This window comes from Pseudomonas sp. P5_B2 (genome assembly GCF_056400445.1).
This window is the reverse complement of the sequence record NZ_JBFULH010000070.1, coordinates 1-17,851: the sequence shown is the minus strand read 5'-3', so window position 1 is coordinate 17,851 and position 17,851 is coordinate 1. Positions and strand designations below refer to the sequence as shown.

Below are 17,851 nucleotides of genomic sequence, written 5' to 3'. Positions count from 1 at the left end.
TTCATAGCCCATGGTCTGGCTGCGCAACAACACCGCGCTCGGTTGGTCGGCCTTGGTTGCCAGGTAGCCACCCAGCAGCGTGCTGTTGGGCAACGTGATGTCAGCGAGGGCTAGCGGTTGTTCCAACGGTTGATTGTCGTAAGTTTGCGCTGGTAGCAGGTCCAGCAGCTTACGGCTGTCGATCAGCCGTTGTTCGGCGGCAATGCGGGGGGCACTGGTGCGTTGCATGAGGTAGGTCGCGCCGATTCCCAGACCGGCCAACAGCACCAGAATCACAACACTGGACACTCGGCTCATGGGGTCACTTCCTGCCTGGACGCGACAAAGCGTTCCAGCGCCGGCACGCAAAGGTTCATCAGCAGCACGGCAAATGCCAAGCCATCCGGATAGCCGCCCCAAGTCCGTATCAAGTAAGTCAACACGCCCACACCGATGCCGAAGAACAACCGGGCGCCGGCGCTTTTTGCGCCGGACACCGGTTCCGTGACAATGAAAAAAGCCCCCAGCATGGTGGCACCGGTCAGCAGATGAAACAGGGGGGAACCATGGGAGTCGGAGCCCGAGCCGTTCCAGCACAGCAGGCTGATGACGAACAGGCTGGAGAGCATGCCAACCGGCGCATGCCAGCTGAACACCCGCCGTTGCAGGAGAAATACGCCACCAGCCAGAAAGGCCAGGCTGACCCATTCCGCGCCGCGTCCGCCAAAATGGCCGAACGCCGGGTTCCCGGCGAAGAGTTCGTCCATGGTCAGGCTTTTGTTGATTCGCAGGCTGTCCAGTGCGGTGGCCTGGACCCAGGCATCTGGTGCAGCGCTGAGGTTGAATCCGAAAACCTGTTGCAAGCCGCCGAGCAAGTCCAAGCCGTGGGAGGATGGCCAGTTCGTCATTGGCTGGGGAAAGGCCACCAGTACGAGGGCGAAACCGAGCATCGCCGGGTTGAACGGATTCTTGCCAACGCCGCCGTACAGTTGTTTGCCGAGCAGCGCGAATGCCGCCGCACAGACCGTCAGCCACCACGGGCAGTAGGGCGGCAGCGCCAGCGCCAGTAACGTCGCACTGACCAGCGCACTGCCGTCACTCAATGTCGGCCTCAGCGGGCGCTGGCGCAGTCGCAGCACAGCGCCTTCAACCGCCAGCGCGGTAACGGTCGCCAGCATCAGGTTTATCAATACGCCCCAGCCAAACAGCCAAAACAACGTCAGCATTCCCGGCACAGTGGCCAGCAACACCAGCTTCATGGCCTGCTGAAGGCGTTCGTCCACCGATTCAAGGGGCGACATAGGCATCCACCTGGCGCTGGGCTTCCAGCAAGCGCGCGCGGGCCTTGTCGATCAATTCGCGTGGGGTGACCGCACCTCGTTCGAGTTTACTGACATCCGCACGGGCGTAGGCCAATTCGGTTTTCAGCTGTCGAAGCTGGCTGTCGATGGGGCGCTTTTCCACTCGCGTCAGGTCTGGCAGCGGCTGTTCACTCGCCGCTTCAGCGACGTGCAAGGCTTGTTCCGCTTCGATGAGTGCCCGTTGCAGGGCTTCGATCTGTTCGGCCGGTGCTTCGTTGGTCTGGGCTTTCTTGAGTTCGGCGCGGCGCATGGCCAACTGGATTTTCGCCCGTTTCAACTCGGCGTCCTTTGCCGGGGCAGCCGGTGTCGGGGCGGGCGGTGAACTGCTTTCCAGTTGCGCCAAGGCTTGTTCGGCGGCTTCAAACTGTTGTTGCAGCACGATCAGTTGTGACTGCTGCTCGAAGGTCGGTGGATGTCCGAAGGCCTTGAGCGACTTGTTCAGTTGCGCCCGACTCATCGCCAGATCGATCTTGGCCTTTTTCAACGCCGCATCGGCACTCGCCGCTTTTTGTGCACGCACGCGTTCAAGGGCAGCCTGGACTGGGTCGAGCGTCGCCACTTCAGTGGGGGCTACGTTAAGGGGGCGTTGCGCGCGAGCCTGGCGTTCAGCGAGTTTTTGTTGTTCCTCGCGCTGCAAGCGAGCATTGCGTTGTTCAAAGCGGCGCCGTGCATGGTTGCGTTTGGCGGCGCGAGCCCGTTGCTCTTCAAGGCTGAAGGCCAGGCCCCCGACAATCGGCAATACCGTGGACAGCGGTAGCGGTCGCATCTCAATGCAGTCCACCGGACAGGGCGCCACGCAGAGGTCGCAACCGGTGCATTCGTCGATGATCACTGTGTGCATCAATTTAGCCGCGCCGACGATGGCGTCCACCGGGCAGGCCTGGATGCATTTGGTGCAACCGATGCATTCGGCTTCGCGAATGTAGGCGATTTGCGCCGGGGCCGAGCCGCGACTGATGTCCAGTTCCAGCACCGGTACTTTCAGCAATTCGGCCAGGGCCGCGATGGTTTCGCTGCCGCCGGGCGGGCACTTGTTGATCGGCTCGCCACTGGCAATGCCTTCGGCGTAGGGCTTGCATCCGGGGTGGCCACATTTGCCGCATTGAGTCTGCGGCAAGAGGGCGTCGATGCGTTGAATCAGACTCATGTTTTGATCAGTCCGCTAAATCCGAGAAATGCCACCGCGATCAATCCGGCACCGATCAACTCGATCGGCAAGCCGCGAAAGGGCAGGGGAACATCGTTATCGAGTGTGCGTTGGCGCAAATCGCTAAACAGACTCAGCACCAGCCAAAACCCCAATCCGGCGCCGAGGCTCAGGAAGGTGGCGTGAAAGAATCCTTTGTCGTCCTGAGCGTTGAGCAGCGTCAACCCAAGCACGCCAGCGTTGCCCAAAAGCAGTGGCCAGAGACCGTCGAACTTAAGCTTTGGCAGCACCCGCGACAGCCCTTTCAACAAAGGCGCAATCAACAAAACGCTTAACGGCAAGAACACGAACAGACGCAGCGACGTGAGTTCCAGAGGGACCAGCAGCCAATGATCGGCCGCGTAACCCAATGTGCCAACCATCCACATCAGGCACGCCGTCGCGATACCCAGGGCATGGACTTGCCGATGCTCGTTACCCAATAGCGGATCGACGCCCAGCGGCCAGTGCAACACGAGGTTGTTGATCAGGGCAGCGCTGATAAGCGTAAGAAGCATCTCGGTCATGATCGTGCCGGCAAGAACAGGGGCTTTTTAACGCAGCGGTCTAAAAAGCTTAGGCATTATCCGRCAAGGACGGAGGGGGGGCCAGATATGAAAATCCCACAGTCGCGCCAGGCACGACTGTGGGATCGATTTACCGCACAACCTTACTTGATGCGCTGACCCGGCTTGGCGCCGCTATCAGGGCTGAGCAGGTAGATTTCTTCACCGCCAGGGCCCGCCGCCATCACCATGCCTTCGGAGATGCCGAACTTCATTTTCCGTGGCTTGAGGTTGGCGATCATCATGGTCAGGCGACCATTGAGCTTGGACGGATCCGGGTAAGCGCTCTTGATCCCCGAGAACACGTTGCGTTGCTCGTCACCGATGTCCAGGGTCAGGCGCAGCAGCTTGTCGGCACCTTCCACGTGTTCGGCCTTGAGAATCAGCGCGACACGCAGGTCGACCGCAGCAAAGGCGTCGAATTCGATCTCTGGCGACAGCGGATCCTTGGCCAGTTCGCCGTTGCCGGCCGGTGCGGCTTCGCCAGTGTCGGTTGCGCTGGCGGTCAGGTCTTCTTTGGATGCGTCGCTCATGGCCTGCACTTTTACCGGGTCGATGCGGGTCATCAACGGCTTGAACTCGTTCAGTTGATGGTTGCTGAGCAAGGTCGCGTGGTCGTTCCAGGTCAGCGGCGCGACGTTCAGGAACGCCTCGGCGTCTGCGGCCAGCAGCGGCAGCACGGGCTTGAGGAAGATCACCAACTGGCGGAACAGGTTGACGCCCAAGGCGCAGATGGCCTGGACTTCGTCCTGCTTGCCTTCCTGTTTGTTCAGCGACCACGGTGCCTTGTCGGCGATCCAGGCGTTGGCGCGGTCGGCCAGGCCCATGATTTCACGCATGGCGCGGGCGAAGTCGCGAGCTTCGTAAGCCTCGGCGATGCTTGGCGCAGCGGCGAGGAACGCATCGGTCAGCTCTGGCGCGGCATTACCCGCCACCAGAACACCGGCGTTGCCTTTATGGATGAAACCGGCGCAACGGCTGGCAATGTTGACGACTTTGCCGACCAGGTCCGAGTTGACCTTCTGCACGAAGTCTTCGAGGTTCAGGTCAAGGTCGTCGACGCCACGGCTCAGCTTGGCCGCGTAGTAGTAGCGCAGGTATTCCGGCGACAGGTGATCCAGATACGTCCGGGCCTTGATGAAAGTGCCACGGGACTTGGACATCTTCTGACCATTGACGGTCAGGTAGCCGTGCACGTTGATGCCGGTCGGTTTGCGGAAACCGGCGCCTTCGAGCATGGCTGGCCAGAACAGGGCGTGGAAGTTGACGATGTCCTTGCCGATGAAATGGTACAGCTCGGCCGTGGAATCCTTGCCCCAGAACGCGTCGAAGTCCAGCTCCGGGGTGCGGTCGCACAGGTTCTTGAAGCTGGCCATGTAGCCGATTGGCGCATCCAGCCACACGTAGAAATATTTACCTGGCTCGTCTGGAATCTCGAAACCGAAGTATGGCGCATCGCGGGAGATGTCCCACTGTTGCAGGCCGGCGTCCAGCCATTCGGCGATCTTGTTGGCCACGGCGTCTTGCAAGGTGCCGCTGCGGGTCCAGGTTTGCAGCATCTCCTGGAAGTCCGGCAGTTTGAAGAAGAAGTGCTGGGAATCCTTGAGCACCGGCGTGGCGCCAGAGATGGCCGACTTCGGATCTTTCAGATCGGTTGGCGCGTAGGTCGCACCGCATTTTTCGCAGTTGTCGCCGTACTGGTCTTCGGTGCCGCATTTCGGGCAGGTGCCCTTGATGAAGCGGTCGGCCAGGAACATTTTCTTTTCCGGGTCGAAATACTGCGTGATCGAGCGCTGGGCAATGTGCCCGGCGTCGCGCAGCTTCAGGTAGATCTGGCTCGACAGCTCACGGTTTTCTTCGGCGTGAGTGGAGTGGAAGTTGTCGAAGTCCACCAGGAACTCGGCAAAGTCGGCGCTGTGTTCAGCCTGGACGTTGGCGATCAGTTGTTCCGGGGTGATGCCTTCCTTTTCTGCGCGCAGCATGATCGCCGAGCCGTGGGCGTCGTCGGCGCAGACATAAATGCATTGATTGCCGCGGTGCTTCYGGAAGCGCACCCACATATCGGTCTGGATGTATTCCAGCATGTGGCCAAGATGGATCGAACCATTGGCATAGGGCAGGGCGCTGGTGACGAGGATCTTGCGTGGCTCGGACATGGGGCTCGGCTACTTGATGAAACGGAGGTCGGCCACTATAAAGCGCTGGCGCATATTTTTCACCCCCGCCACCGGCACCACGGACCTTTGTAGCAGCTGGCGCAGCCTGCGTTCGRCTGCGCAGCAGTCGTAAATCCAGACACCGCGGTGCTTCAGGTAGTCCGAGTTGCCCGGACTCACGACTGCTGCGCAGTCGAACGCAGGCTTCGCCAGCTGCTACAGGTCGCATTCAACCATGGGGTGTTTGTCACGTTCTGAAAGCATGCCGAACAAGCCATAGAACGGTTACGATACCCGCCTGATTTTCCAGTCTTGCAATCGGAGTTGCCCATGAGCGCCGTCAATCGCGCAGCGGTGGAAGCCGTCCTTCGCCAATACACCGACCCTTACCTGAACCAGGACCCGGTCAGCGCCGGATGCGTGCGCGATATCCAGATCCAGGGCGATCGCGTCAGCGTCCAGCTGGAGTTGGGTTACGCCGCCGGCCTGTTCAAGAGCGGCTGGTCACAGATGTTGCAAATGGCCATTGAAGGCCTCGACGGCGTCACGATCGCCCACGTTGAGATCACCAGCGTGATTGCCGCGCACAAGGCCCAGGCGCAAATCCCGGGGCTGGCGAACGTGAAAAACGTTGTGGCCGTGGCGTCTGGCAAAGGCGGTGTGGGCAAGTCCACTACCGCCGCGAACCTGGCGCTGGCGCTGGCCCGTGAAGGTGCCAAGGTCGGGATTCTCGACGCGGACATCTACGGTCCGAGCCAAGGCATCATGTTCGGCATCCCGGAAGGTACCCGACCAAAGATCAAGGATCAGAAGTGGTTCGTGCCGATCGAGTCCCATGGCGTTGAAGTGATGTCGATGGCTTTCCTGACCGACGACAACACACCGATGGTCTGGCGCGGGCCGATGGTGTCCGGTGCGCTGTTGCAACTGGTGACCCAAACCGCGTGGGGCGACCTGGATTACCTGGTCATCGACATGCCGCCAGGCACCGGTGACATCCAGCTGACCCTGGCACAGAAAGTCCCGGTGGCCGGCGCGGTCATCGTGACGACCCCGCAAGATCTGGCATTGCTGGATGCGCGCAAGGGCGTTGAGATGTTCCGCAAGGTCAACATCCCGGTGCTGGGCGTGGTGGAAAACATGGCCGTGCACATCTGCTCCAACTGCGGGCATGCCGAGCATCTGTTCGGAGAAGGCGGTGGTGTGAAGCTGGCCAATCAATACGGCGTTGAAGTACTGGCGTCGTTGCCGCTGGCGATGGAAATCCGCGAGCAGGCCGACAGCGGCAAGCCGACGGTTATCGCCGAACCGGACAGCCCGATTGCGATGGTCTACCAGGAACTCGCTCGCCACGTCGGCGCACGGATCGTGTTGCAGGAAGCGGTGTCGCCGGCAATGCCGAACATCACCATCAGCGACGATTGATTCGCTGAATAGATGTTGTAGCAGCTGCCGAGGCACGAGGCTGCGTTGGGCTGCGCAGCGGCCCCCGAGGGCGGTCCTGCGGACACGCAACGCAGCCTCGTACCTCGGCAGCTGCTACAGGGTTTTGGGTGTTGCCTTAGATGCGCAACCCGCCATCCATTTCGAGGATCCGGCCGGTGTAGTAGTCGTTCTCGAAAATGTACGCCGCCGAATGGGCGATCTCTTCCGGTTTACCCATGCGCTTGAGCGGAATCCCGGCCGTCATTTTGTCCAGCGCTTCAGGCTTCATCCCCAGTGTCATCTCGGTTTCGATAAAGCCCGGTGCAATGCCCGCCACGCGGATGCCGTAACGCGCCAGTTCTTTGGCCCAGGTGACGGTGGCCGCAGCGACACCGGCCTTGGCGGCCGAGTAGTTGGTCTGACCGACGTTGCCAGCGCGGGAGATCGAGGAGATATTGATGATCGCGCCGCGATTTTCCAGCTCGACCATTTTGGCCGCAACTTCACGGGTGCACAGGAACACGCCGGTCAGGTTGACGTCGATGACCGCCTGCCATTGGGCAAGGCTCATCTTGGTCATTTCGCCGTCCTTGACCTTCAGCAGCAGGCCGTCGCGCAGGATCCCGGCGTTGTTGATCAGACCGTGGATCGCGCCGAAATCTTCGGCAACCTGGGCGACCATGTGGGTCACTTGCTCTTCATTGGCGACGTTGCACAGGTAGCTGCGCGCCTCGACGCCTTTGGCCTTGCAAGCCGCGACGGCGTCGTCGAGCTTTTCCTGGTTCAGGTCCACCAGGGCCAGTTTCGCGCCTTTGGTAGCCAAATACTCGGCCATGGAACGACCTAAACCCTGGCAACCGCCAGTGATAATGATTACTTTGTCAGTGAGTTGCATTCGCATGCCCCAATAGCAGGTCAGAGTGGTTTCCTTGGAGAGGGCCTCTCGATCTGCGCCAGATGTAGCCTGGCTGCACATGAGAACTGCCCGAATGGCGCGCTGAATACTTATCCCCAGCCGCCTGTCCGTTTTTTCGACGGATTCTATTTAAGGAGTCATAAATTGAGCGTAGAAGCGGCCAAGAATGCCCGAAAATTGCTACTCAAGGAATACCGTGGGGTGTTGTCGACCCATTCCAAGTCGATGCCGGGCTACCCGTTTGGCTCTGTGGTTCCTTACTGTCTGGATGAACAGGGTCGGCCGCTGATCCTTATAAGCCGCATCGCTCAGCACACGCACAACCTGCAAAAAGATCCGAAATGCTCTCTTTTTGTGGGCGAACGCGAGGCCGACGATGTACAAGCCGTTGGTCGGCTGACTTACCTTGCAGAAGCAGAACAGCTCGTGGACGAGGCCGCCATTGAAGCGGCGGCCCAGCGTTACTACCGCTATTTCCCCGATTCGCAGAGCTACCACAAGGCTCACGATTTCGATTTCTGGGTGCTAAAACCCGTACGTCACCGCTACATCGGCGGTTTCGGCGCGATTCACTGGGTTGATCAGCTGACATTGGTCAACCCGTTTGCCGGCAAGGCTGAAGTGAGCATGGTCGAGCACATGAATGCCGATCACGCCAAAGCCATCGCGCACTACGTCGAACTGGCGGGGCTGCCTAAAACAGAACCGGCGCAACTGGCCGGTATCGACACCGAAGGCATGCATTTACGTATCGGTCAGGCGCTATACTGGCTGCCATTTCAAGCACCTTGTAATACGCCGACACAAGTCCGGGAAGCCTTGGTTTCTCTGGCTCACGCCGAGCATTGGCCCATAAATGAAGTCGTCGACGCTTGAATTCACGAAAGGGCGACGTCATCTAGGGAAGACTGGCAAGGCATTCTTGCGTTGAGGAAACATTTGATGCGCCCTTTTTTGTTGCTCTTTCTACTGTTCCCGGTATTGGAATTGTTCGTTTTCGTCAAAGTGAGTGGGGCAATCGGGTTTTTCCCGGCCCTGCTATTGATCATTCTCGGCTCGATGCTCGGTGTGTTCGTGCTGCGTATCGCCGGTCTGGCCACTGCGCTGCGTGCCCGTGAAAGCCTGAGTCGCGGCGAGCTGCCGGCCCAGACCATGCTGGATGGCCTGATGCTGGCTCTGGCGGGCGGTCTTTTGATCCTGCCGGGCTTCGTCAGTGATGTGCTGGGCCTGATCATGTTGCTGCCGATCTCCCGTCGACTGCTGGCCAATAAAATGCGCCAACGTGCCGAAGAGGCCGCGATTCGTCAGCGTGCATTCGCCGACGACCTTCAGCCGCGGGGCGGTCCTGTTCCGCGCGAGCCGCTGGGTCGTGAGCCCAACGTGATCGAAGGCGAGTACGAACACCGCGACACCAAGTAAAACGTTTCACCTGCACGGCACCTTCGGGTGCCGTGTTCGTTTTCGGGTAATCGATGTAAAAAATTTCGATCCCCGCCCTTGTAATAAGCTTGTGCGCCCTTATGTAACGGTCACCGCAAGGTTTCTGGTAATCACGCCAGACAGACTTCCGCGTCTCGCTTGTCGAGCCGCACCCGGCACCGCCGGATTTGTTAAACCCGCCGGGACTACACCGGCCGATGAAAACCACAATTAGGAGAGATCGACAATGAAGCTTCGTCCTCTGCATGACCGCGTCGTCATCCGTCGCAGCGAAGAAGAAAAGAAAACCGCTGGCGGTATCGTCCTGCCAGGTTCGGCTGCTGAAAAAGCCAACAGCGGTGAAATTCTGGCAGTCGGCACTGGCCGCGTGCTGGACAACGGTGAAGTGCGTGCACTGGCCGTTAAAGTGGGCGACAAGGTTGTGTTCGGCCCGTACTCCGGCAGCAACACCGTGAAAGTCGACGGCGAAGACCTGCTGGTAATGGCTGAGAACGAGATTCTCGCTGTTATCGAAGGCTGATTCCCCGCTCCTTTTCCCACTACTACAAAGTATTTAAGGAATATCGATCATGGCTGCTAAAGAAGTTCTATTTGGCGACTCCGCTCGCAAGAAAATGCTCAAAGGCGTTAACGTCCTGGCGGACGCGGTTAAAGCGACCCTGGGCCCTAAAGGCCGTAACGTGATCATCGAGAAGAGCTTCGGCGCTCCGACCATCACCAAGGACGGCGTGTCCGTTGCCAAAGAAATCGAGCTGAAGGATCGCTTCGAAAACATGGGCGCGCAGCTGGTCAAAGACGTTGCCTCCCGTGCCAACGATGACGCAGGCGACGGCACCACCACCGCTACCGTTCTGGCTCAATCGATCGTCAACGAAGGCCTGAAAGCCGTCGCTGCCGGCATGAACCCGATGGACCTGAAGCGCGGCATCGACAAAGCAACCATCGCTATCGTCAAAGAGCTCAAAGCCCTGTCCAAGCCTTGCGCTGACACCAAGGCCATCGCTCAGGTCGGCACTATCTCGGCCAACTCCGACAACTCCATCGGCGACATCATTGCCGAAGCCATGGAAAAAGTCGGTAAAGAAGGCGTGATCACCGTTGAAGAAGGCTCGGGCCTGGAAAACGAACTGTCGGTTGTTGAAGGCATGCAGTTCGACCGTGGCTACCTGTCCCCGTACTTCGTCAACAAGCCAGAGACCATGACTGCCGAGCTGGACGGTCCGCTGATCCTGCTGGTCGACAAAAAGATCTCGAACATCCGCGAAATGTTGCCAGTACTGGAAGCCGTTGCCAAAGCCGGCCGTCCTCTGCTGATCGTTGCCGAAGACGTTGAAGGCGAAGCCTTGGCGACTCTGGTTGTGAACAACATGCGTGGCATCGTTAAAGTCGCAGCCGTCAAGGCTCCAGGCTTCGGCGACCGTCGCAAGGCCATGCTGCAGGACATCGCTGTCCTGACTGGCGGTACCGTTATCTCCGAAGAGATCGGTCTGAGCCTGGAAAGCACTACCCTGGAACACCTGGGTAATGCCAAGCGCGTCATCCTGTCGAAAGAAAACACCACCGTGATCGACGGTGCCGGCGTTGAGGCTGACATCCAGGCTCGCGTTCTGCAGATCCGTCAGCAAGTGGCCGACACTTCGTCCGACTACGACCGTGAAAAACTGCAAGAGCGTCTGGCCAAACTGTCCGGCGGCGTTGCAGTGAYCAAGGTTGGCGCCGGTTCCGAAGTTGAAATGAAAGAGAAGAAAGCCCGCGTTGAAGACGCCCTGCACGCTACCCGTGCAGCCGTTGAAGAAGGCGTGGTACCTGGCGGCGGCGTGGCACTGGTTCGCGCTCTGCAGGCTATCTCCGAACTGAAAGGCGACAACGCTGATCAGGACGTTGGTATCCAATTGCTGCGTCGCGCTGTTGAAGCGCCACTGCGCCAGATCGTTGCCAACTCCGGCGACGAGCCAAGCGTAGTAGTCGACAAGGTCAAGCAGGGTTCGGGTAACTATGGTTACAACGCTGCGACCGGCGAATACGGCGACATGATCGAAATGGGTATCCTGGACCCGGCTAAAGTGACTCGTTCGGCTCTGCAGGCAGCTGCTTCCATCGCCAGCCTGATGATCACCACCGAAGCCATGATCGCCGAGATCAAGGAAGACGGCCCAGCTGGCGGCGGCATGCCAGACATGGGCGGTATGGGCGGCATGGGCGGCATGATGTAAGCCAGCCTTACCCCTGTATTGAAAAACCCCGCCTGCGAAAGCAGGCGGGGTTTTTTATTGCCCGGTGTTCACCTTGGTCGGGTGGTTGCACCGGATTAATGTGGGAGCGAGCAAGCCCGCTCTCACATTAGCTCTGTGTTTCAGGCATTAATCGCTTTTGCCTTGGCCACCGTCTCAACCTTCGAGGCCGGCCGGTAAAGCACGTAGTAATACGACCCCAGACAAATCAGCCAGCAAAAAACCGCTGTCCATAGGTTGTGCGAAAAGAAGTGCGCACCCTGCATCATCCGGCCAATCGAGAACACCGAGCCCAGGGCGAAGGCGAAGACAAACGCCGCGCGAGCCATGCGCGGGCGACGGTCACGCAAAACGAAGAACAGCGCAAACAGCGTGAAACCGGTGGCGGCATGACCGCCAGGCCAGCAACGGCCAGGTTTATCTGTAGGCGGGCGAGGGCTCAGCAATTCGCTGTAGGTCTCGTGGCCACCGAATTGCTCAAGGCTCCATGGACATTGCACCGCCGTCACCGCTTTCATGGGCGTGACAAAGGAGGTTGCCAGCCCCAGAGACAGTACCAGGCAACCCAGTTCCCGTTTGAACGGCTTGAGCTTCGTCATGAAAAACGAGCCGATGAAGCCGAGAACGGAAAATACCGAGAACGCGATGACTAACTGCTTGGCGCGGTCATGCAGGATGTCTTCCAGGAAGTAACTGTGGCGCCCGATGAAATCCCCTGCCACTGGATCGTAGAACAGCTTGGCAAGGTCCATGTCCAGGGAGGTCAGTTCGAGCAGCACCAGAATGATCGCCGCGACGGCGGGGACACCCAGGCACACCCAGAAATTGAGTGGGCGAGAGGCAGGACGGACAACGGTTGATGACATGGTGGATCCTGAACAAAGGAACAAGCCCCAGCGCATCAGCCTGGGGCGATTCGGTTAATGTTGGCTGACTTGGCCGGCCCCCTCCTTGGACGCCTTCCAGCCAAGCAGTTGTTGCTTGAAGCCATAACTGGCCGTTTGGTAATAGGTAATCGCACGGGTGATCAATGGATCGTCGGCGGTGGCACGGGACTCGCGACTGTCTGTCAGCGCGTCATCATGTCGACGCAACCCTTGGCGCGGGCTAAGGATCGCCAGATCCTTGCCGTCAAACAACCCCAAGTGTTGATAATTGCCAACCACCACTCGCGGCGGCAGCGGATTGTCCTGCAACAGGTTGCGACCAAAGAACGTCGATTCATAATCCAGATTCAGCAAGCCCAGTAAAGTGGGGGCGAGGTCGATCTGGCTGGCCAGTTGTGCGGTCTCGCGGGCTTCGATCAACTTCGGTGCATAAATGAACAGCGGAATCTGATAGTTACTGATCGGCAAGTCTTCCTTACCGGCGCTGCCAGCGGTGTGGTCGGCGACGAATACAAAGATTGTATTGTCAAACCACGGCTTTTTGCGCGCCTGATCAAGGAACTGACCAATGGCGTAGTCGGTGTACTTCACCGCACCATCACGGCCATCACCGGATTGGATGTCGATCCGATTCTCCGGATAAGTGTAAGGGCGGTGGTTGGACGTGGTCATCAGCTGCAACAGAAACGGTTGCTGTTTCGCATAGTCGGCGTCAGCCAGTTTCAGCGTCTGCGTATACAGATCTTCGTCGGACATGCCCCAGGCATTCTTGAAGTGAATCTCGGCTTCATCGACGCTGCTCTGGTCGACCACGCGATAACCATTGCCGCTGAAGAACGCGTTCATGTTGTCGAAGTAACCGCGCCCACCATAAACGAACACGCTGTCGTAACCCACGGCGTTGAGTTGTTGGCCGAGACTGGCAAAACCGCTCTCACGGCCTACGCGCTTGACGATTGAACGCCCCGGTGTCGGAGGGATAGCCAGGGTGATGGCTTCCAGGCCGCGATCAGTACGGGTGCCGGTGGCGTAGAAGTTGTTGAAATACAGGCTCTCCTTGCGCAGGGCATCGAGGTTCGGTGTCAGGTTGTTCTGGTTGCCGTTGCTGCCCATGTATTTGGCGCTGAAGCTTTCGATGGTCACCAATATGATATTGGGTTTGCGCAGGGTGCCGGGGTTATCGATTTCCCGACGGATGTCTTGCGGGTCTTTGCCGACGAAGCGCGCGTTCGGTTCGCTTAGCTCTGCCCGAATCTGCTGTGCGACAACGTCGGCCGGCAGGGTGCTGTAAAACTGCGGGTAATCCAGTTCGTTGTTACGGAACGCTGCAAAAAACTGGTACGGACCGTTGCTTGCCAACTCGTTTTGGTAGGCGTTGCCGCCTTGTGCGCGAGGCGAGTCCTGGCTGAGCAATTGCAGGCTCAATCCAGCAACCATCAATAACCCCAAGGCATTCAGCAGGCGCCCGCGCAAGGTTGGCAACGGGGCGTACATCGCTGCATTGAAAGGTTTGCGTAATACGAAGCTCAAGCCCACTGCCAGAACCGCGAGCAGGCTCAGCAGCTTGCCGATCGGATAGGACTCGAGCAGGTTGTTCAGCACTTCGTCGGAATACACCAGGTAGTCGACGGCGATGAAATTGAAGCGCACACCAAATTCATCCCAGAACAGCCACTCGGCCACCGCGGTGAAGAGCATGGCGAAGAGGCTGACTGTCAGCAGTCCCTGAAGTAACCATCGATGACCGCGCCGACGCCATAAGGCCGGTGGGCACAGCAGCAAGTAGAGGCCCATTGGCAGTGCCGCATAGGCAATAAAGCCCAGGTCGTAAATCAAGCCGATGCCGAACACAGGCAGGAAGCCGCTGCCGGCCTCGTCCGGATGAGTGAGCAGCAGAACCATCCGGGTCAGCAAGAAAATGGCCAGCCAGGCTCCAGTGACCAGCAGGAGAAAGCGCATTGGCGCCGTTTTGAAGAAGTCCATGTTCTATACATTCCTTATTAGAATTTTACGCGGGAGATTCGCCCAGCCTCTGTAGTCAGGGTGTGAACCCATAGTGAAAAACGTGTTAACTCTATCATTTGGTTGAGCGAATTGATTCCTCCTGTCCGCAACCCTAGCCCTGAGCCACGCTTGGCCTTAAGCTGCGCGGGCCAAGACGGCCGTTACTGTGTACGGAGGAGTGCCCATGCGAATTCTATTGGTTGAAGACAACCGCGATATCCTGGCCAACCTGGCTGACTATCTGGGTCTCAAAGGCTACACCGTGGATTGCGCGCAAGACGGTCTGTCCGGCCTGCACCTGGCAGCCACCGAGCATTACGACTTGATCGTGCTCGACATCATGCTGCCTGGCATCGACGGTTACACCCTGTGCAAACGCCTGCGTGAAGATGCCCGCCGCGATACGCCGGTAATCATGCTCACCGCCCGCGATCAACTGGATGACCGATTGCAGGGCTTCAAGTCCGGCGCTGATGATTACCTGATCAAGCCTTTTGCCCTGTCTGAACTGGCAGCGCGGATCGAGGCGGTGATGCGCCGCACTCAAGGTGGCGGTCGCCGCACGTTGCAGGTTAGCGATCTGGCCTACGACCTCGATACCCTGGAAGTGACCCGCCAAGGCCGACTGCTGAAGCTCAACCCGGTGGGCTTGAAATTGTTGGCTGTGCTGATGCAAAAAAGCCCGCATGTACTGCGCCGCGAAATTCTTGAAGAGGCGCTGTGGGGCGACGACTGTCCAGACAGTGACAGCCTGCGCAGCCATGTCCATCAACTCCGTCAGGTCATCGACAAGCCATTCGCCAAGCCATTGCTGCAAACCGTTCACGGTGTAGGATATCGCCTGGCCGAGGGCCGTGATGGAGTTTAAGCAGAGCCTTGCTCAACGAATCATCATCGCCTTTGCGCTGATGAGCGCACTGGTGGCTGGCGCCTTTGCCATGGGCATTGTGGCGACCGTGCACGTGGTGGAAGAAAAGCTGATTTCGTCCGGTCTGGGTGGCGACTTGCAACGTCTGTTGCTGAGATTTGCGCAACCTGGAATCGGGGTTTCACGAGGTTTTTCGCGATCAGCTGTCGTATCACGCCATGGTCGAAATCGTCGACGGCCGGCGGTACGTTTTGCTTCAAGACCAAAGTGACTTCGAAGAGCGTGAACGGGTGCTGTTTGCCGTAGTGTTAACGGGCTTCGTACTTAGCCTGGCGCTAGCGGTATTTCTCGGTTGGGTCCTGTCACGCAAAGTCATGGCGCCAGTGGTAAGACTGGCCCGCCAGGTGCGTCATCGCGATCAATTGTTAGGGCTGGCGCCGCCCCTGGCGCCCGATTATGCCGCCGACGAAGTGGGCGAGTTGGCTGTTGCCTTCGACGCCACCCTTGGGCGCTTGCGCCAGGCATTGAACCGCGAGCGGCTGTTTACCAGTGACGTCAGCCACGAACTGCGAACGCCATTGATGGTGCTGGCCAGTTCCTGTGAGCTGCTGCTGGAAAATCCAGGTATCGATCAGCGCGGTCGGGCCCAGGTCGAGCGCATTGCCCGGGCCTGCGAAGAAATGCGAGAGCTGGTACAAACCTTCCTGATGCTGGCCCGCGCACAGCGTGAAGACGCCAGCATGTCGCCACAGCAGAACCTGAACCAGGTCGCCGACGGGCTGCTCAATCTGTGGCGAGAACCCATCGAAATGAAGGGGCTGACGCTGATTTTCGAGCCGGGCCCCCCTACAGTCGGCAGTTACAACGCAACCCTCTTGCACGCGGTAATGGGCAATCTGCTACGCAACGCCCTGCATTACACCGAACGCGGGTTCATTCGCCTGACCCTTACGTCCACGGGTTTTTTTGTCGAGGACAGTGGTGTGGGTATTCCTGAGGAAAAACGCGAAGCGATGTTCGAACCTTTCGTGCGGGGTTCCGAAAAACGCGGTGAGGGCCTTGGTTTGGGGTTGTCGCTGGTGCAGCGGATTTGTGAGAACCAGGGCTGGACTGTCAGCCTGACGACAATGGAGCCCAATGGCTGTCGTTTTCAGGTCGAATTACAGGCATCGAGTACCCGTTGATTAGATAGTCACGGCGGGATTCCATGAGTTATTGTTAATCGTCTGTAAAATCCTGAAATAGTTAAGGGATTTACTCACGATATTTTCACAAATGCATGACCTGACGCTGACACGAAACTACCTAAGGTTGATGTCATTAGCATTTCAGGAGACTTTGATGATGGATGGCCCGATCAAACTTGATTTTTCCGAAAAATACGACGATCAACACGCTCAACACTACCTGCGCAAGCATCAGGACGGGCTCGGTCGCAAGTTGTCTCACTGGCGTGACGTACAGCTGGCGCGTAAAGCGCTGACGCTGGCTGGCGATCCTGGTCTTGTACTCGATTTGCCATGCGGTGCCGGGCGTTTCTGGCCAATGCTGGCGGAAAAAGCCAACCGGGCGATCATCGGTGCCGACAATTCTGAGTCGATGGTGAAGATTGCCATGCAGTCGCAACCCGCTGACGTGGTCAAACGGGTCCAACCTTTGCACACCTCTGCCTTCGACATCGCCTTGCCGGATAATGCCGTCGACAGCATTTTCTGCATGCGTTTACTGCACCACATCGGTGAAGCCGAGCATCGACTGGCCATTTTCCGCGAATTCGAGCGTGTCTCCCGTGACAGTGTGATCCTTTCACTGTGGGTGGACGGTAACTTCAAGGCCTGGAAACGCAAGCGCTCAGAAGCGCGGCGTGGGCAGGAAGGTTACCAAAACCGGTTTGTGCTACCGGCCGCAACGGTGGAAAAGGAGTTTGAGCAAGCGGGTTTCCGTATTCAGGAAAAACTGGATTTCATACCGCTCTACGCTATGTGGCGCGTTTACGTCTTGCGCAAGAGGTAACAGGATGGCAGTGCAATGTGCAGCAGAAAAGGAAGTCGCTCCCCAGGATCGCTTCGACTATTTCTGGAATCAGCGTGGTGAATGGGTAGAAGAACCCAACGTTCGCCGCGGTGGTGAGAGTGGCGTGCAGCGTGTCACCGGCAGCGACGGACAACTGCTCTATGCCAAGCGTCAGACCGGCCACATCTATCGCAGCTGGTTGCACCCGTTTGGCCGCCCGACCGTATTGCGCGAGCAAGATGCCCTTATCGGCTTGCGCAAGCTCGACGTGCGTGTTCCTGACATCGTTTTCTGTGGCGCACAGTGCGACCCTGTGCACAAATGGCGCGCATTGTTGGTGACCAAGTCGCTGGATGGCTTCGACGAAATCGAAAACTGGTATGCCGGTGGTGGCCGTGAGCGTCACGGTGAGGCGGTGCATGATCGCGTTTTGAAAGATCTGGCAGAGAACCTCGCCCGCATGCACAAGGGCCGTTGGCAGCACAGTTGCCTCTACATCAAGCACGTATTTCTGCGGGTCACCGGTGAAGGCGAGTCGGCCAAGGCCGAAATTGCCTTGATCGATCTGGAGAAGTGCCGACAGCGTATGACAGCTTCCCAAGCGGCTACGCATGACATGAAACAACTGCGTCGCCACTCGTCGTTCAGCGCTGCGGATTGGAAAAAACTCGTCTACTTTTATGAGACGGCGTTTGGCAGCGCTATCAAAGGTTTATAGCGATGAAACTCGAAATTGCACGAGGTTTATTTCTAATAGGAGCCTTGGCAGTTGCTTCATTGGCGGTGGCTGCCTGGGAGCAGCCTCGCACACAAGTCCTC

General features: G+C 58.4%; 16 protein-coding genes and 2 pseudogenes. 10 read left to right on the top strand and 8 right to left on the bottom strand.

Features of this window, described 5'->3' with window-relative positions; translation table 11 throughout:
• The 5 genes from AC1DRJ_RS09410 to metG form a co-directional block, all read right to left on the bottom strand.
• A partial coding sequence (locus AC1DRJ_RS09410) for an RnfABCDGE type electron transport complex subunit G (RefSeq protein WP_477801891.1) occupies positions 1-297 on the bottom strand: 297 nt, incomplete at its 3' end.
• Entirely contained in the window at positions 294-1,280 is a 987-nt protein-coding gene (locus AC1DRJ_RS09405; protein WP_477801890.1) for an RnfABCDGE type electron transport complex subunit D, read from the bottom strand. The genes AC1DRJ_RS09410 and AC1DRJ_RS09405, both read right to left, overlap by 4 nt.
• Positions 1,267-2,487, bottom strand: coding sequence for an electron transport complex subunit RsxB (gene rsxB / locus AC1DRJ_RS09400; protein WP_477801889.1), 1,221 nt, complete (start codon positions 2,485-2,487; stop codon positions 1,267-1,269). The genes AC1DRJ_RS09405 and rsxB overlap by 14 nt, the downstream gene beginning before the upstream one ends.
• Positions 2,484-3,053, bottom strand: a complete 570-nt coding sequence (locus AC1DRJ_RS09395) for an electron transport complex protein RnfA (RefSeq protein ID WP_477801888.1) — start codon at positions 3,051-3,053, stop codon at positions 2,484-2,486. Before AC1DRJ_RS09395 ends, rsxB begins: the two co-directional genes overlap by 4 nt.
• Before the next feature lie 143 nt (positions 3,054-3,196).
• Positions 3,197-5,248 (bottom strand): methionine--tRNA ligase, encoded by a 2,052-nt coding sequence (gene metG / locus AC1DRJ_RS09390; protein WP_477801887.1) that lies wholly within the window; start codon positions 5,246-5,248, stop codon positions 3,197-3,199.
• A 330-nt stretch (positions 5,249-5,578) separates the two neighbouring features.
• Between metG and apbC the strand changes: the two genes are divergently transcribed.
• The gene (gene apbC / locus AC1DRJ_RS09385) at positions 5,579-6,673 is read left to right on the top strand and encodes an iron-sulfur cluster carrier protein ApbC (RefSeq protein WP_477801886.1); all 1,095 of its coding nucleotides are present in this window, start codon (positions 5,579-5,581) and stop codon (positions 6,671-6,673) included.
• A gap of 136 nt (positions 6,674-6,809) precedes the next feature.
• On the opposite strand, the gene AC1DRJ_RS09380 is transcribed toward apbC, so the two are convergent.
• Positions 6,810-7,568: an SDR family oxidoreductase gene (locus AC1DRJ_RS09380; RefSeq protein WP_477801885.1), complete on the bottom strand. Its 759-nt coding sequence runs from the start codon at positions 7,566-7,568 to the stop codon at positions 6,810-6,812.
• A gap of 165 nt (positions 7,569-7,733) precedes the next feature.
• Here AC1DRJ_RS09380 and AC1DRJ_RS09375 point away from each other — a divergent pair, with 165 nt between their 5' ends.
• From AC1DRJ_RS09375 to groL, 4 genes are all read left to right on the top strand, one after another.
• Positions 7,734-8,465, top strand: a complete 732-nt coding sequence (locus AC1DRJ_RS09375; RefSeq protein WP_477801884.1) for a HugZ family pyridoxamine 5'-phosphate oxidase — start codon at positions 7,734-7,736, stop codon at positions 8,463-8,465.
• Positions 8,466-8,531: 66 nt separating this feature from the next.
• A complete protein-coding gene (locus AC1DRJ_RS09370; protein ID WP_477801883.1) occupies positions 8,532-9,008 on the top strand; it encodes an FxsA family protein in 477 nt (158 codons plus the stop codon).
• Between the two features lie 247 nt (positions 9,009-9,255).
• The gene (locus AC1DRJ_RS09365; protein ID WP_019827816.1) at positions 9,256-9,549 is read left to right on the top strand and encodes a co-chaperone GroES; all 294 of its coding nucleotides are present in this window, start codon (positions 9,256-9,258) and stop codon (positions 9,547-9,549) included.
• 49 nt (positions 9,550-9,598) lie between these two features.
• On the top strand, positions 9,599-11,242 hold the full coding sequence (groL, locus tag AC1DRJ_RS09360) for a chaperonin GroEL (RefSeq protein ID WP_477801882.1): 1,644 nt from the start codon (positions 9,599-9,601) through the stop codon (positions 11,240-11,242).
• A 140-nt stretch (positions 11,243-11,382) separates the two neighbouring features.
• On the opposite strand, the gene AC1DRJ_RS09355 is transcribed toward groL, so the two are convergent.
• Positions 11,383-12,126, bottom strand: coding sequence for a phosphatase PAP2 family protein (locus AC1DRJ_RS09355; RefSeq protein ID WP_477801881.1), 744 nt, complete (start codon positions 12,124-12,126; stop codon positions 11,383-11,385).
• Positions 12,127-12,180: 54 nt separating this feature from the next.
• Complete coding sequence (locus AC1DRJ_RS09350; protein WP_477801880.1) at positions 12,181-14,130, bottom strand: LTA synthase family protein; 1,950 nt, start codon at positions 14,128-14,130, stop codon at positions 12,181-12,183.
• Between the two features lie 205 nt (positions 14,131-14,335).
• On the opposite strand from AC1DRJ_RS09350, the gene colR reads away from it, so the two are divergent.
• The 5 genes and pseudogenes from colR to AC1DRJ_RS09325 all read left to right on the top strand — a co-directional run.
• Entirely contained in the window at positions 14,336-15,019 is a 684-nt protein-coding gene (gene colR, locus AC1DRJ_RS09345) for a two-component system response regulator ColR (protein WP_477801879.1), read from the top strand.
• Positions 15,009-16,203: pseudogene (locus AC1DRJ_RS09340) on the top strand (sensor histidine kinase). The gene colR and the pseudogene AC1DRJ_RS09340 overlap by 11 nt, the downstream one beginning before the upstream one ends.
• 160 nt (positions 16,204-16,363) lie before the next feature.
• Positions 16,364-17,032 carry a class I SAM-dependent methyltransferase gene (locus tag AC1DRJ_RS09335; protein ID WP_310337279.1) on the top strand — a complete coding sequence of 223 codons (669 nt, stop codon included), beginning with the start codon at positions 16,364-16,366 and terminating at the stop codon, positions 17,030-17,032.
• A 4-nt stretch (positions 17,033-17,036) separates the two neighbouring features.
• Entirely contained in the window at positions 17,037-17,750 is a 714-nt protein-coding gene (locus AC1DRJ_RS09330; protein WP_477801878.1) for a lipopolysaccharide kinase InaA family protein, read from the top strand.
• Positions 17,751-17,752: 2 nt separating this feature from the next.
• Positions 17,753-17,851: pseudogene (locus AC1DRJ_RS09325) on the top strand (hypothetical protein); the annotation flags it as partial.